The organism is Micromonospora sp. NPDC006766 (assembly GCF_040636055.1).
Classification (GTDB): domain Bacteria; phylum Actinomycetota; class Actinomycetes; order Mycobacteriales; family Micromonosporaceae; genus Micromonospora.
This window is the reverse complement of sequence record NZ_JBEYIX010000030.1, coordinates 1-12,983: the sequence shown is the minus strand read 5'-3', so window position 1 is coordinate 12,983 and position 12,983 is coordinate 1. Positions and strand designations below refer to the sequence as shown.

The following is a 12,983-nucleotide window of genomic DNA, read 5'->3' as shown; positions in this document are numbered from 1 at the left end:
CCGCTCAGCGCGCCGGAGTCGGCGTGCCCAGCCGCCCGTCGCGCACCTGCACAACCCGGTCGACGGCGGCCAGGTGGGTGCGGTCGTGGGTGACCAGGACGGTCGCGGCGGCCTGCTGGTGGGTGAGACGGACGATCAGGTCGACGACAGCGGCGCCACGGTCGTGGTCAAGGGCGCTGGTGGGTTCGTCGACCAGCAGCACGGTGGGCTCGTGCATCAGGGCGCGGGCGATGTTGACGCGCTGACGCTGCCCGCCGGACATCTGGTGGGGACGCCGGCCGGCCTCCCCAGCGAGACCGACAGCGTGCAACAGTTCCATCGCCCTGGGCCGGGCCCGGGCGGGGGACCGCCCACCGATCTGCGCCATGACCTGCAGCTGCTCCACGGCGGTGAGCGAGGGCAGCAGGTTCGGCTGCTGGAAGACGACGCCGATGCGCCGCCGCCGCAGGTCGGCCAGTTCCGCCCTGCTCAGGCCGGTGGTGGCGGTCCCGTCGATGGTGACGGTGCCGGCGTCGGGAGTGATGAGGGCGGCGGCGACGGCCAGGAGGCTGGACTTGCCGGACCCGGACGGGCCGACAACGGCGGTGAGGCTGCCCCGCGGCACGTCGAGGGTGACCTGGTCCAGCGCGGTCAACCGACCCGCGCCGTCGGGATAGGTGAGGGTGATATCGGAAAGGTTGAGGCTCATCGGGAGCTCCCCAGGGCGGTCAGCGGATCGACGGACGTGACACGGCGGATGGCCAGGGCCGCCCCGAGCGCGCCGAGGACAACGATCACGGCGGCCGGCGCGAGGACCGTGGCGGGGGCGAGGAGAAACGGCACGGCCGACGCCGCGACGGCGGCGCCGAGGGCGACGGCGACAGCGCTGCCGACCAGGGTGCCCGCGGCCAGCAGGACGACAGCCTGACCGAGCGCGTCACGCAGCAGATTCCCAGTGGAGGCGCCCAGCGCCTTCAACACGGCGACGTCGGCGCCGCGCTGGATGGTCCACACGCTGAAGAACGCGCCGATGACCAGAGCGGCAATGACGAACAGGAAACCCCGCATCAACTGCAGCGAGCTGTTCTCCGAGGCGTAGGAGCCGATCGCGGACAACGAGGCGTCGACCGTGACGGTGCTGGTGCCGGCAGCCGCGTCGGCGGCCTCGACGTCGACATCGCCGGTGGTGGTCAGGGCGATGACCGTGGCGGTCGCGACGTCGGCGGCGCCGGACCACGGCGCAGCCTGCCGCCACGTGTCGAGGCTGACCCAGATCACCGGGGTGTGGCTGTAGGAGGCGTCGCCCCGCACCCCGGCGACCGTCAACCCCCGCCCGGCGACGGTGACAGTGTCACCGGCCCCCACCTGCAGATCGTCGGCGGCGGACGCCGACAGCACCACCGACCGGCCGTCGATCCGCGCGCCGTCGGGCGCCAACGCGGATCCGGGCAGGACCCCGAAGACGGCCACCCCGGCGCCCACGTCACCCGCGGCGGCCCGGGTGACGGTGATCCCCAACGGTTCGGCCCGGCTCACCCCGGGCACCTGCGCCCACCGCCGCCACTGCTGCTGCGTGACCGTGGAGTCGGCGTACGACACGTCCTGCCCGCCGGCGGGCGCGGCGAAGGCGATCCGGTCCGCGGGCAGGTCGGTGATCGCGGAAACGTTCTGGCGGCCCAGACCGGCGGTGAGCCCGGACAGCAGCCCGACCAGCATGCTGATCAACGCGACGACGGCCCCCATCAGGGCGAACCGCCCTCTGGCGAACTTGAGATCTCTCCAGGCGACGAACACGACAGGTCCCGGCCCTTTCATGAGGCAGTAGCGGTGCCTGTCCAGCGTCGCCCCCGCGTGCGCCGGCGACATCTGACCCAGGACGGGACTTCACGGACCGAACGGCAGCGGTCGGGTTGCATCTTTTGGCAGAGAGCGACCACGCCGGCCAGCGCCTAGGCTGGAAGAACCGTGAACACCACCACCACCTCCGCCCCAGGCGTCCGCGCCCTGGCCTGGTGCCTGCACCTGCTGGTCGTCGGCCTCCTCACCCTGACCGCCGGTCGGGCCGTGGCCGCCGCCCCGCACGCGGCCGGCGTGGTCGCCGCGTCGGCGCTGCTGATGCTGGTCTACGCCGCCGGTGGGCTGCTGCCGCGCGCCCACGCCGCCCGCCGGGCCGCCGCCGGGTGGCTGGCCGCCGTGGGTGTGCTGTGGCTGTTGCTGCTGGTCCTGTCCGCCGACGCGGTGTGGCTCGCGTTCCCGTTCTATTTCCTGCAGCTGCATCTGTTGCCACGCCGGGCGGGTCCGGCAGCGGTCGCCGCGACCGCGCTCGCGGCGATCCTCGCGTTCGCCGCCCACCGGGGCTCATTCGCCCTGGCCACCGCCGTCGGCCCGGCGCTGGGCGCGGCCGTCGCGGTAGCGGTGGTGTGGGGGTATCAGACCCTCTACCGGGAAAGCGAGCAGCGGCGCCGGCTGATCGAGGAACTCACCGCCACCCGCGCGGACCTGTCCGCCGCCCAGCACACCGCCGGGGTGCTGGCCGAACGCGAACGCCTGGCCCGGGAGATCCACGACACCCTCGCCCAGGGGCTGACCAGCATCCAGCTGTTGCTGCGCGCCGCCGAGCGGTCCCTGCCCGACGGGGCCGCCGCCCGCCACGTGGAGCAGGCCCGCCAGGCGGCCGTGGACAACCTCGCCGAGGCCCGCCGCTTCGTCACCGCCCTCACCCCGCCGGCCCTGCAGGACACCACCCTGGCCGACGCCCTGCGCCGGCTGTGCGCCACCACATCCGCCCGGCACCGGCTCGCCGCGCGGTTCCACCTCACCGGCGACCCGCTGCCGCTGCCCACCGCACACGAGGTCGCCCTGCTGCGCATCGCCCAGTCCGCCCTGGCCAACACCGTCCGCCACGCCCACGCCACCACGGTCGAGGTCACCCTCGGCTACCTCGACGAACAGGTGACCGTGCGGATCGCCGACAACGGCGTGGGTTTCGATCCGGACGCCACCGGTTTCGGCCTGGCTGCCATGCGCGCCCGCGTGCACGACCTCGGTGGCGCCCTCGACGTCACCTCCACCCCCGGGCAGGGCGCCACCGTGACCGCCCGGCTACCGGTCATCGTGCCCGTTCCCGGCGCCGAGGTGAACCGGTGACCGACCTTCGCCTGCTGGTGGCCGACGACCACCCGGTGGTCCGGGCCGGCCTGCGGGCCGTGCTGGAAACCGAACCCGGCCTGCTCGTGGTGGCCGAGGCCGCCACCGCCGAAGACGCCGTCGCTCGCGCCGCCGCCGGCGACATCGACGTCGTACTCATGGACCTGCAGTTCGGGCGGGGCATGAACGGCGCCGAGGCCACCGCCGCCATCACCGCCCGCCCCGACGCGCCCCGCGTCCTGATCGTCACCACCTACGACTCGGACGCCGACACCCTGCCGGCCATCGAAGCCGGCGCCACCGGCTACCTGCTCAAAGATGCCCCGCCCGAGGCGCTCGCCGCCGCCGTGCGCACCGCCGCGGCCGGCCGCACGACACTGGCCCCGGCCGTGGCCGACCGGCTCATGAACCGGCTGCGCGCCCCCGCCACCGCCCTGACCGGGCGCGAGACCGACGTGCTCGTGCTGGTCGCCGAAGGGCTGTCCAACCGGGCCACCGCCGCGCGGCTGCATCTCACCGAGGGCACCGTCAAGTCACACCTGGCCCGCATCTACACCAAACTCGGCGTCGACTCCCGCACCGCCGCAGTCGCCGCCGCCACCAGCCTCGGCCTCATCCGCGCCCGCCCCGGCCCGCGTCACACCGCCGGCCGCCCGCCGCGCCGCTGACCCAAGCGGCCGCAAACGGAATCGGGGCGCGGCCTGCGCCGCGCCCCGATGCTCCCAGGCCCCTCCCGGCCGGTGGGGCGAGGATGACCGGCGCCGACCTTCGGACCGACCGGACGTGGACTGGCTGCCCCCGCCTGGCCGTTGTCTACTGGCCGTGCCTTTCACCCTGCCCGTACACCGGTAACCGCGGCCGGTTCGCGCCGCCCCGCCGACCCCCGCCCGCTGGACCTGGCCGCCGCAACCACATCGGGTCGCTCGGCCAGCGGACGAAGGGACGAAGCGAACAGCAGCCGCTTCCCGTGATAGGACTCAAAGACGGTACGGCGTGCACCCCCGCCGCTGTCAACCCACCCCGGCCTGTCGTGTCTCACACCACGGCGTGTCGCGTCGGCGCGTCCCGATCCGCTGCCACCACATCCGCGGCGAGGTGGCGGCGCAGCAACCCGACCGCCGCCCCCGGATGCTCGGCGGTGAGCAACCCGCCGGCCGCGAGGACGTAGTCGACGTCGACGACCGCGCGGGCCGCCCGGGGCAACGGCCACCCGCCGGCGTGGTCGCCGAGCACCGCCGCGAGCACCCCCGCCGCGTCACCGGCGTCGGCGTGCCGCAGCACCCCACCGGAGCCGACCATCAGCTTCACGTCACGCAGATCCCGACCGGCCCGCTCCCCGGTGGCCGCCCCACGGGCGTGCCGCCGCACCGCCACCGTCGCCGCGAGCGCGGCGATCCGCCGGTCGGCCGCCCGGTCGGCGTCCCCGCCGGGCAGGAAACCCGGGTCAGCGGCCCGCACCGCCGCGACAGCGGCCAACTCGTCCGCCTCCCCCGGGTCGAGGAGACGTTCCTCCACGGCGGCGCGCACCACACCGGGCGCGCTCCACCGCATGCCCAGGTCCCCCTCGACGGTGCGGGCCCGCCACAACGTCCCGGCGACCTCCCGACCCGGCCCACTGTCCCGCTCGTCCGGAGTCAGCACCGAGTACACATCGGTGGTGGCCCCGCCGACATCCACCACGACCAGGTCCCCACCGAGCGCGTCGGCGAGCACCTCCACCCCGGTCAGCACCGCGTCCGGGGTGGCCGCCCGGACCAGCCGCGCGAACCGGCCACCCCGGGACAACTTCTTGCCCCCGATGACGTGCCGCAGGAACACCTCCCGGATCGCCGCCCGCGCCGCCCCGGGGGCGAGGACCCCGATCCGGGGCAGCACATTGTCGGCGGCGGTCACCGGCACTCCCGCAGCCACCAGCAAGCCGTGCAACTCGTCACGGACGTCACCGTTGCCGGCGAGCACCACCGGCACCCGCCACCGGGCCTTCGCCAGCCGGGTCGCGTTGTGCGTCAACACCTCCGCGTCACCGCCGTCGGTGCCCCCGACCAGCAGCACCACGTCAGGGCGGGCCGCGCGCAGCCCGGCCAGATCGGCCGCGCCGAGCCGCCCGGCGGCCACGTGCACCACGTTCGCCCCGGCCGACAACCCCACCCGCCGGCCCGCCTGCGCGGTGACCAGCGGCTCGTAACCGACGACGGCCAGCCGCAACCCACCCCCGGCCGACGAACACACATACCAGGCCACGTCACCGCGCACCCCCGCGCCGGCGGTCGCGGCCGCGACCGCGGCGTCCAGGCCGTGCAGCACATCCGTGCCCACGCTGGTCGGCGCGGCGGCCGCCCCGACCAGCCGACCACCGTCCAGATCCACCACCGCCGCCTTGGTGTACGTCGACCCGACGTCGGCGCAGACGGCGACGTTCACGTCGCCGAAGGCACGACCACGGTGCCGGTCGCGGTGACCGCCACGATCGGCACCTCGAGGACCTCCGCGGCCGACTCACCCCGGTCGGGGCGGCCCCGGCACACCACCCGGGCCTCGAAGTCGATGGTGCGGCTGCGGGTGCCCACCCGGGTCACCGTCGCCACCACCTCCAACACGTCCCCGGCCTTCATCGGCGCCTTGAACTGCACATCCTGGTACGAGGCGAACAAGCCCTCGTCACCGTCGCCGCGGACACACACCTCCGTGGCGACATCCCCGAACAGGCCCAACGCGTACGCCCCATCCACCAGGTTCCCCGCATAGTGGGCGTGCGCGTACGGCACATAACGACGGTGAGTGACGGTCAGACCGACCCGCGAACCGCTCATTTCTTCGCCTTCTTGTCCGTGATCAGGGCGTGCACCAGATAGCTGGCGACCTCACCGGGAGTGGTGCCCCGACCGAAAATCCGGTCCACCCCCAACTCCTGCGTCATCGTCTCGTCGAACCGGGGCCCACCGACGATCAGCAGCGGCCGCCGACCCGCCGGCATCGCCTCCCGGAACGCCGCCGACATCTCCCGGGTGTTGTGCAAATGCGCATCACGCTGAGTGACCACCTGCGAGACGAGCACCGCGTCGGCCTTCTCCCGCCGCGCCGCCTCCACCAACTCCGGCACACTCACCTGCGCACCCAGATTCGTGACCTTCAACTCCCGGTAGTACTCCAGGCCCTTCTCCCCCGCGATGCCCTTCACGTTGAGGATCGCGTCGATACCGACCGTGTGCGCGTCCGTGCCGATGCACGCCCCCACCACCGACAGCTTGCGCCGCAACCTCTGCTTCACCACCCCGTTGACCTCCTTGGCCGACAGCAGCGGAAAGTCCCGCTCCACCACCTGCACCGCCGAAAGGTCCACCAGATGGTTCACCCGCCCATACACCACGAAGAACGTGAACCCGTCCCCCATCTGCTTGGCGTGCACCAACATCGCCGGGTCAATGCCCATCCTGTTGGCCAACTGCACCGCAGCGCCCTCGGCCCGCTTGTCGTGCGGCACCGGCAGCGTGAACGACACCTGCACCATGCCGTCACCCGTGGTGTCCCCGTACGGCCGGACGATCGTCTTCTCCGAGGCGCTCACGCCGCCGCCTCCAACATCTCCGTCGCCGGGTTGTAGTAGTCGGCCTCATGCCGGGCCACCCCGTCCAGGCCCTTACCACGGTCCGCCGGCCGCTTCATGATCCCGAACGTGCCCTCGGCGATCGCCGACAACAACGACTGCTCACCAATACGGTCCAACAGGTCGACAGCCTCGCCCAGAACCCGGTGCGCGCGCTGCTGAATGAACCCGCCCGGCGCCGGCACGAAATCCTCGTGCAACCCACCCGCCGCGCCCAACACGTAACGAACGTTCTGCAAGGCGATGTCCCGGTCCGACAACCACGGCGTCACCACCGCCTCGGTCATCATCCCCACCAACAGAATCCCCTGCCCGGTCATGGCGCCCGCCAGGTTGAAGAACCCGTCCAACAGGTTGCCCCGGAACACGTCACCGGTCATGTGCTTCGTCGGCGGCATCCACTTCAACGGCGCCTCCGGGAACAACTCCCGCGCCAACAACGCATGCGCCAACTCCAGGCGGAACGACTCCGGCACATCCGGGTTGATCTCGAACGCGTGCCCCAGCCCCAACTGCCAGTCCGCCAACCCCGCCTCGTGCGCGAAATACTCGTTCAGCAGCTGCGACACCGTCACCGTGTGCGCCTCATCGACCGCGTCCGCGGTGGTCAGGTAGTTGTCCTCACCAGTGTTGATGATGATCCCCGCCCGGGCGTGCACCTGCCGCGAGAACCGCTGATCGACAAACGTGCGGATCGGATTGATGTCACGGAACAAAATCCCGTACATCGAGTCGTTGAGCATCATGTCCAGCCGCTCCAGGCCGGCCAGAGTCGCCATCTCCGGCATGCACAGACCCGACGCGTAATTCGTCAACCGCACATACCGCCCCAACTCCCGCGACGACTCATCCAGAGCGGCCCGCATCAGCCGGAAATTCTCCTGCGTCGCGTACGTGCCGGCGAACCCCTCCCGCGTCGCGCCCTCCGGCACATAGTCCAGCAACGACTGCCCCGTCGACCGGATCACCGCGATGATGTCCGCGCCGGCCCGCGCCGCCGCCTGCGCCTGCGGAATATCCTCATAGATATCGCCCGTGGCCACGATCAGATACACCCACGGCCGCTGCTTCGGATCCCCGTACCGCCTGATCAGCCGGTCCCGCTCCGCGCGCCGCCGATCGATCTGCCGCACACCCGCAGCGACCGCCCGGCGAGCCGCCTTCCGCGCCGCGGCGCCCGCCTTGCCAGTGGGCACCGCGAACCGCACCGACCCCGCCGCCGCCTTCTGCGCCAGCAACGTCACATCGGTGATCTCCTCCCGGGCGAGGGCGTCGAACACCGGCACCGCCACCCCGTGCCCCAACCCCACATCCGCAACCACCGCGTCCACGAGGCGGTTCACCCACGGAATACCGTCCGGGTCCGCGCCGGTCACCCCCGCCAGCCGCAGCACCGCCCGCTCCACCGACACCGTGGTGTGGCTACGCGCCAACTCCACCACCGGCTGCCCCGCACGACGCGCCAACTCCCGCGCCCGCACCACCAACGCCGGGTCCAGCCCAAGCTTTCCGGTCACGAACTACCTTCCTCATAGATCACGTCACCGCGCAGCACCGTCAACCGGCACACCGGCAGCGGCGTCGGATCATCCGCGCCCCGCAACTCCGGATCCTCCGCCTCCAGCACCGGCAGGCCCCGCTGCACCCCAGCCGGGGTCGACCACACCGCGAACGTCGCCGCCGCACCCAACGCCAGCACACCCTCGTTGTCCAGGTGCACCGCCCGCCACCCACCACGGGTGTGCGCGGCGAACGCCGACCGCACACTCATCCGCTGCGCCGGATTATGGTGCGCCGCCGCCGCCCGCACCGAACCCCACGGATCCAACGGCGTCACCGGCGAATCCGAACCGAACGCCAACGCCACCCCGACCGAATGCATCGCCCCCATCGGATTGGACTCCAACGACCGGGACAAACCCAACCGCGACTCATACATCCGACCCGCGCCACCCCACAACCGGTCAAACGCCGGCTGCATCGACGCGACAATCCCGTACTCCACAAACCCGGCGATCAGCCGCTTACTCATGATCTCCGCGTGCTCGACCCGATGCCGGGCCGCCCGCAGCCGATCCACACCCACCCGCTGCGCCGCACCCGCGAACCCGTCGAGGACCGTCGAGATCGCCGCATCACCGATCGCATGGAAACCCCCCTGCAACCCGTGCGCCGCACAATCCAACAGATGATCACGCACCTGCTCAGCCGTCACGTACCCGTGCCCACAACCCCCCGACTCACCATCCAGGTACGCCGCCGACACATGCGCCGTCCGTGACCCCAACGCCCCATCGGCGAACAGATCACCACCGGCACCCACCGCCCCCAACTCCCGGGCCCGCGCCGCACCCAGCAGCTCACCCCAGTAGCCGTACACCTCCGGCAACCCGACACCCGAGATGCCCAACAACCCGGTGAAATCCTCCTCGTCGGAAATCTCCGGACCACCGCACTCGTGCACCGCGGCGATCCCCAACGACGCCGCGTGCGCCAAGGCCCGCCGCTGCGCGGCCACCCGCTGCAACCGGGTCACCGACCCGAACGCCGCCGCCCGCACCACATGGTGCGCGTCCCGCCGCAACCAGCCCGACGAGTCGTACCCGACGGCGCCCGCCGCCTCCGGACAGGCCGCCAGCAGCGCCCGCGACACCAGCGCCGAATGAATCGACGCCTGCGACAGATACACCCGCCGCCCCCCGGCCGCCCGGTCCAACGCCGCCGCGTCCGGCAGCGCCCGCTCCGCCCAGGACGACTCGTCCCAACCGTGCCCCAGCACCACCGCGTCCCCCGGCACACCAGCGGCGAACGCCGACACCGCGGCCAACAACTCACCGGCCGACCGCACCCCCGACAAATCCAACCCCGACAACGCCAGCCCGGTATCCGTGGCATGCACATGCGCATCCACGAACGCCGGAGTCACCAACGCCCCGGCCAGATCCACCACCCGGTCGGCCGACGGCGCATCCGCGTCCTCACCCAACCAGGCGATCCGACCATCACGCACCAGCAACGCCGTCGCGCGCGGGTCAGCCGGACAGTGCAGCATCCCGCCGCGATACAAAGTCGAGGGGTTCGTCATGACTGTCAGTCTGCCGCCAGCCGAGCCTCGAACAGACGCCGCACCCCCGGCTCGGCCCGCAGCAACCCCAACGCCAACTCCGCATGCCCCGGCACGTACCCGTTACCCACCAGCATCGTCACATCCGCCGCCAGGCCCTCCGCGCCCAACGCCGCCCCGGCGAAACTCGTCGCCATCGAGAAAAAGATCACCGTGCCGCCGTCCTCGGTCGCCAGGATCGCCCCGTGCTCGCAACCCGGCACGTCCACGCAGACCACCGTCACATCCGCCGGGGCCCCAAACGCCGTGGTCACCGCCGTGGACAACCCCACCGGATCCCGCGCGTCGGCCAACGCGACCGCGTCGGCCAGACCGGCCGCGACCAGCGCGTCCCGCTCCGCCGCCACCGGCACCACCCCGACCGTACGACCCGCACCCGCCCGCCGCGCCGCCGCGAGGGACAGCGACCCGCTCTTACCGGCCCCGCCGATCACCGCCACCCGCACCGGCCGGGCGTCCCCGGCACGCTGCCGCCGCTGCACCTGCTCCGCGACCACCCGCGCGGTCAACGCCGGCGCCCCGCACACGTCCAGCACCGCCAGAGACAACTCCGGGTGCAGGTCCGCCGGCAGCACCGCCGCGATCGACCGGGCGAACAGGATCGCGTACCCGTCGCACGGCACCTGCTCGCTGCGCCCGTCCCACCGGGCCAACCCGTCGAGGATCATCAGCGGGGTCAGCGTCAGCGACACCAGCGTCGCCACCCGGTCACCCGGCCTCAGCCCCAACGGCGACCGCCGCCCCGCCTCCTCAACCGTGCCGATCAGCATGCCGCCCGACCCGGTCACCGGGTTCTGCATCTTCCCCCGAGCAGAGATGATCTCCAGCACCTCGGCGCGGACCTTCTCCCCGTCACCGCCGTGCTTCTCCGACAGCTGCCGGAAGCTCGCCGCGTCCAGGTTCAGCCGCTCCACGCGGATCCGCACCTCGTTAGAGGCGATCCGCGGATCGGCGTCCAGCCGCCACGCCGCCTGCGGCAGCACTCCCGCAGGTTCCACGACGCGGTGCAGACCCACCGGTGACGTCACGCCCAACCCCCTCCGTCCACCGCCCGAACCCCCTGAGCAGGGGTCGCATCGCGGGAAAACTTCCGGCAGACTAATTTCTTCACCGGATATTTTCCAGTAGCCTTCGGGACCATTGATCAACCCGCACCACAACCAGGAGGGGCCGTGACCCAGACCCAACCGGTGGAGACCATCCCTGCGCCACGCCCCGCGCCGGTCGCCGTCCCCACCGCCGGACAGCCCTACGAATACCGCCGCAACCCGCTGGTCGAGCCCGACTGGACCCGCTTCCCCGGCTGGCGCCACGTCACCCGCGACCAGTGGGAGAACGCCCAGTGGCAGCGGGTCAACTGCGTCAAGAACATCAAGCAGCTACGCACCGTCCTCGGCGACCTGGTCGACGAAACCTTCTACGCCGACCTCGAGGCCGACCAGAAGGCCCTGGCCACCATGTCCATGCTGGTGCCCCCGCAGATGCTCAACACCATGGTGCCCTTCGAGCCCATGACCACCGAGGCGCTCCTGGCCGACCCGGTCCGGCGCTACATGATCCCCGTCGCCTCCGACCGGCGCACCGACTGGCCCTCCCACCCCTACGCCAGCCGCGACAGCCTCCACGAACACGACATGTGGGTCGCCGAAGGCCTCACCCACCGCTACCCGACCAAAGTCCTCGCCGAACTGCTCTCCACCTGCCCGCAGTACTGCGGCCACTGCACGCGGATGGACCTCGTCGGCAACTCCACCCCCGCCGTCGACAAGCTCAAGCTCACCCTCAAACCCGTCGACCGCTACGACGCCCACATCGCCTACCTCAAGGCCCACCCCGGCGTCCGCGACGTCGTCGTCTCCGGCGGCGACGTGGCCAACGTGCCGTGGAAAAACCTCGAGTCCTACCTGATGCGACTGCTCGAGATCGAAACCATCCGCGACATCCGGCTCGCCACCAAGGCCCTCATGGGCCTGCCCCAGCACTGGCTCCAGCCCGACGTCGTCGAAGGCCTCGAACGGGTCGCCCGCACCGCCTCCCGCCGCGGCGTCAACCTGGCCATCCACACCCACGTCAACCACCGGCAGTCCATCACCCCGCTGGTCGCCAAAGCCGCCCAGACCGCCCTCGACGTCGGCGTCCGAGACGTCCGCAACCAGGGCGTCCTCATGCGCGGCGTCAACGCCACCGCCGCCGACCTGCTCGACCTCTGCTTCGCCCTCCAAGGCGAAGCCGGCATCCTGCCGTACTACTTCTACATGTGCGACATGATCCCCAACGCCGAGCACTGGCGGGTCCCCGTCTGGCACGCCCAGCAGCTCCAGCACGACATCATGGGCTACCTACCCGGCTACGCCACCCCGCGCATCGTCTGCGACGTGCCGTTCGTCGGCAAGCGCTGGGTGCACATGCTCACCGAGTACGACCGCGAACGCGGCGTCTCCTACTGGACCAAGAACTACCGCACCTCCATCGAGTCGACCGACCACGAGGCGCTCGACAAGCGCTACGCCTACTACGACCCGATCGACACCCTGCCCGAGGCCGGCCAGGCCTGGTGGGCGGCCCACCGCAACGACTGACCTGTCCGGGCAAGCTCGCCCACGTCAACAGCGATATGCCGCTGAGGAATACTTATGCCTCAGCGGCATATCGCTTCCGGCACACCGCCGTCGCCCTGATCCGCCGGCGTCAGCTCCGCGGGGCGTACATGATCACCGCGACGCCCAGCAGGCAGATCGCGGCGCCCACCACGTCCCACCGGTCCGGGCGAAACCCGTCCACCACGATCCCCCAGGCCAGCGACCCGGCCACGAACACGCCCCCGTAGGCCGCCAGGATCCGCCCGAAGTGCGCGTCCGGCTGGAACGTCGCCACGAAGCCGTACGCCCCCAACGCCAGCACCCCGGCCGCCACCCACCACAGGCCCCGGTGCTCCCGCCAGCCCTGCCAGACCAGCCACGCCCCACCGATCTCCGCGAGCGCGGCCAACACGAACAGCAGCAGAGAACGCAGGACGACCATCCTGCGACCCTAGATCCTGGCGAAACGCGCGGCGGCGGGCCCCCAACAGGGGCCACATCGCAATAGAACACCTAAGAACACCAGTCACACACTAGATGAACGAGAATC

At 71.7% G+C, this 12,983-nt stretch carries 12 protein-coding genes; 3 read left to right on the top strand and 9 right to left on the bottom strand.

Annotated features, from left to right (window positions below; all coding sequences use genetic code 11):
* Window positions 1–4 precede the first annotated feature (4 nt).
* Both ABZ671_RS22010 and ABZ671_RS22005 read right to left on the bottom strand, forming a co-directional pair.
* Window positions 5–688 (bottom strand): ABC transporter ATP-binding protein, encoded by a 684-nt coding sequence (locus tag ABZ671_RS22010; protein WP_357861080.1) that lies wholly within the window; start codon window positions 686–688, stop codon window positions 5–7.
* On the bottom strand, window positions 685–1,722 hold the full coding sequence (locus ABZ671_RS22005) for an ABC transporter permease (protein ID WP_357861077.1): 1,038 nt from the start codon (window positions 1,720–1,722) through the stop codon (window positions 685–687). Before ABZ671_RS22005 ends, ABZ671_RS22010 begins: the two co-directional genes overlap by 4 nt.
* Window positions 1,723–1,944: 222 nt before the next feature.
* Between ABZ671_RS22005 and ABZ671_RS22000 the strand changes: the two genes are divergently transcribed.
* Together ABZ671_RS22000 and ABZ671_RS21995 are read left to right on the top strand one after the other, a co-directional pair.
* Entirely contained in the window at window positions 1,945–3,126 is a 1,182-nt protein-coding gene (locus ABZ671_RS22000; RefSeq protein ID WP_357861074.1) for a sensor histidine kinase, read from the top strand.
* Window positions 3,123–3,794: a response regulator transcription factor gene (locus ABZ671_RS21995; RefSeq protein ID WP_357861070.1), complete on the top strand. Its 672-nt coding sequence runs from the start codon at window positions 3,123–3,125 to the stop codon at window positions 3,792–3,794. Before ABZ671_RS22000 ends, ABZ671_RS21995 begins: the two co-directional genes overlap by 4 nt.
* A gap of 367 nt (window positions 3,795–4,161) precedes the next feature.
* On the opposite strand, the gene ABZ671_RS21990 is transcribed toward ABZ671_RS21995, so the two are convergent.
* Genes ABZ671_RS21990 through ABZ671_RS21965 form a run of 6 tightly spaced genes read right to left on the bottom strand, consistent with a single transcriptional unit; the run spans window position 4,162 to window position 10,870 of the window.
* A complete protein-coding gene (locus tag ABZ671_RS21990) occupies window positions 4,162–5,547 on the bottom strand; it encodes a glutamate mutase L (protein WP_357861067.1) in 1,386 nt (461 codons plus the stop codon).
* Entirely contained in the window at window positions 5,544–5,936 is a 393-nt protein-coding gene (locus ABZ671_RS21985; protein ID WP_357861064.1) for a hotdog domain-containing protein, read from the bottom strand. Before ABZ671_RS21985 ends, ABZ671_RS21990 begins: the two co-directional genes overlap by 4 nt.
* Entirely contained in the window at window positions 5,933–6,691 is a 759-nt protein-coding gene (locus tag ABZ671_RS21980; RefSeq protein WP_357861061.1) for an OAM dimerization domain-containing protein, read from the bottom strand. The genes ABZ671_RS21985 and ABZ671_RS21980 overlap by 4 nt, the downstream gene beginning before the upstream one ends.
* Window positions 6,688–8,247: a lysine 5,6-aminomutase subunit alpha gene (locus tag ABZ671_RS21975; protein ID WP_357861059.1), complete on the bottom strand. Its 1,560-nt coding sequence runs from the start codon at window positions 8,245–8,247 to the stop codon at window positions 6,688–6,690. The genes ABZ671_RS21980 and ABZ671_RS21975 overlap by 4 nt, the downstream gene beginning before the upstream one ends.
* Window positions 8,244–9,815, bottom strand: coding sequence for an amidohydrolase (locus ABZ671_RS21970; RefSeq protein WP_357861056.1), 1,572 nt, complete (start codon window positions 9,813–9,815; stop codon window positions 8,244–8,246). Before ABZ671_RS21970 ends, ABZ671_RS21975 begins: the two co-directional genes overlap by 4 nt.
* Before the next feature lie 5 nt (window positions 9,816–9,820).
* Entirely contained in the window at window positions 9,821–10,870 is a 1,050-nt protein-coding gene (locus tag ABZ671_RS21965; protein ID WP_357861238.1) for a zinc-binding alcohol dehydrogenase, read from the bottom strand.
* Between the two features lie 156 nt (window positions 10,871–11,026).
* On the opposite strand from ABZ671_RS21965, the gene ABZ671_RS21960 reads away from it, so the two are divergent.
* A complete protein-coding gene (locus ABZ671_RS21960; RefSeq protein ID WP_357861053.1) occupies window positions 11,027–12,433 on the top strand; it encodes a lysine 2,3-aminomutase in 1,407 nt (468 codons plus the stop codon).
* Between the two features lie 109 nt (window positions 12,434–12,542).
* Here ABZ671_RS21960 and ABZ671_RS21955 read toward each other — a convergent pair whose 3' ends face one another.
* Entirely contained in the window at window positions 12,543–12,875 is a 333-nt protein-coding gene (locus ABZ671_RS21955) for a YnfA family protein (RefSeq protein WP_357861050.1), read from the bottom strand.
* Window positions 12,876–12,983 lie beyond the last annotated feature (108 nt).

What these genes read in the sequence shown, in the direction of transcription:
- ABZ671_RS21985 (WP_357861064.1), bottom strand. Translation starts at nt 5,936, where the DNA reads ATGAGCGGTTCGCGGGTCGGTCTGACCGTCACTCACCGTCGTTATGTG.
- ABZ671_RS22005 (WP_357861077.1), bottom strand. Translation starts at nt 1,722, where the DNA reads ATGGGGGCCGTCGTCGCGTTGATCAGCATGCTGGTCGGGCTGCTGTCC.
- ABZ671_RS22010 (WP_357861080.1), bottom strand. Translation starts at nt 688, where the DNA reads ATGAGCCTCAACCTTTCCGATATCACCCTCACCTATCCCGACGGCGCG.
- ABZ671_RS21955 (WP_357861050.1), bottom strand. Translation starts at nt 12,875, where the DNA reads ATGGTCGTCCTGCGTTCTCTGCTGCTGTTCGTGTTGGCCGCGCTCGCG.
- ABZ671_RS21970 (WP_357861056.1), bottom strand. Translation starts at nt 9,815, where the DNA reads ATGACGAACCCCTCGACTTTGTATCGCGGCGGGATGCTGCACTGTCCG.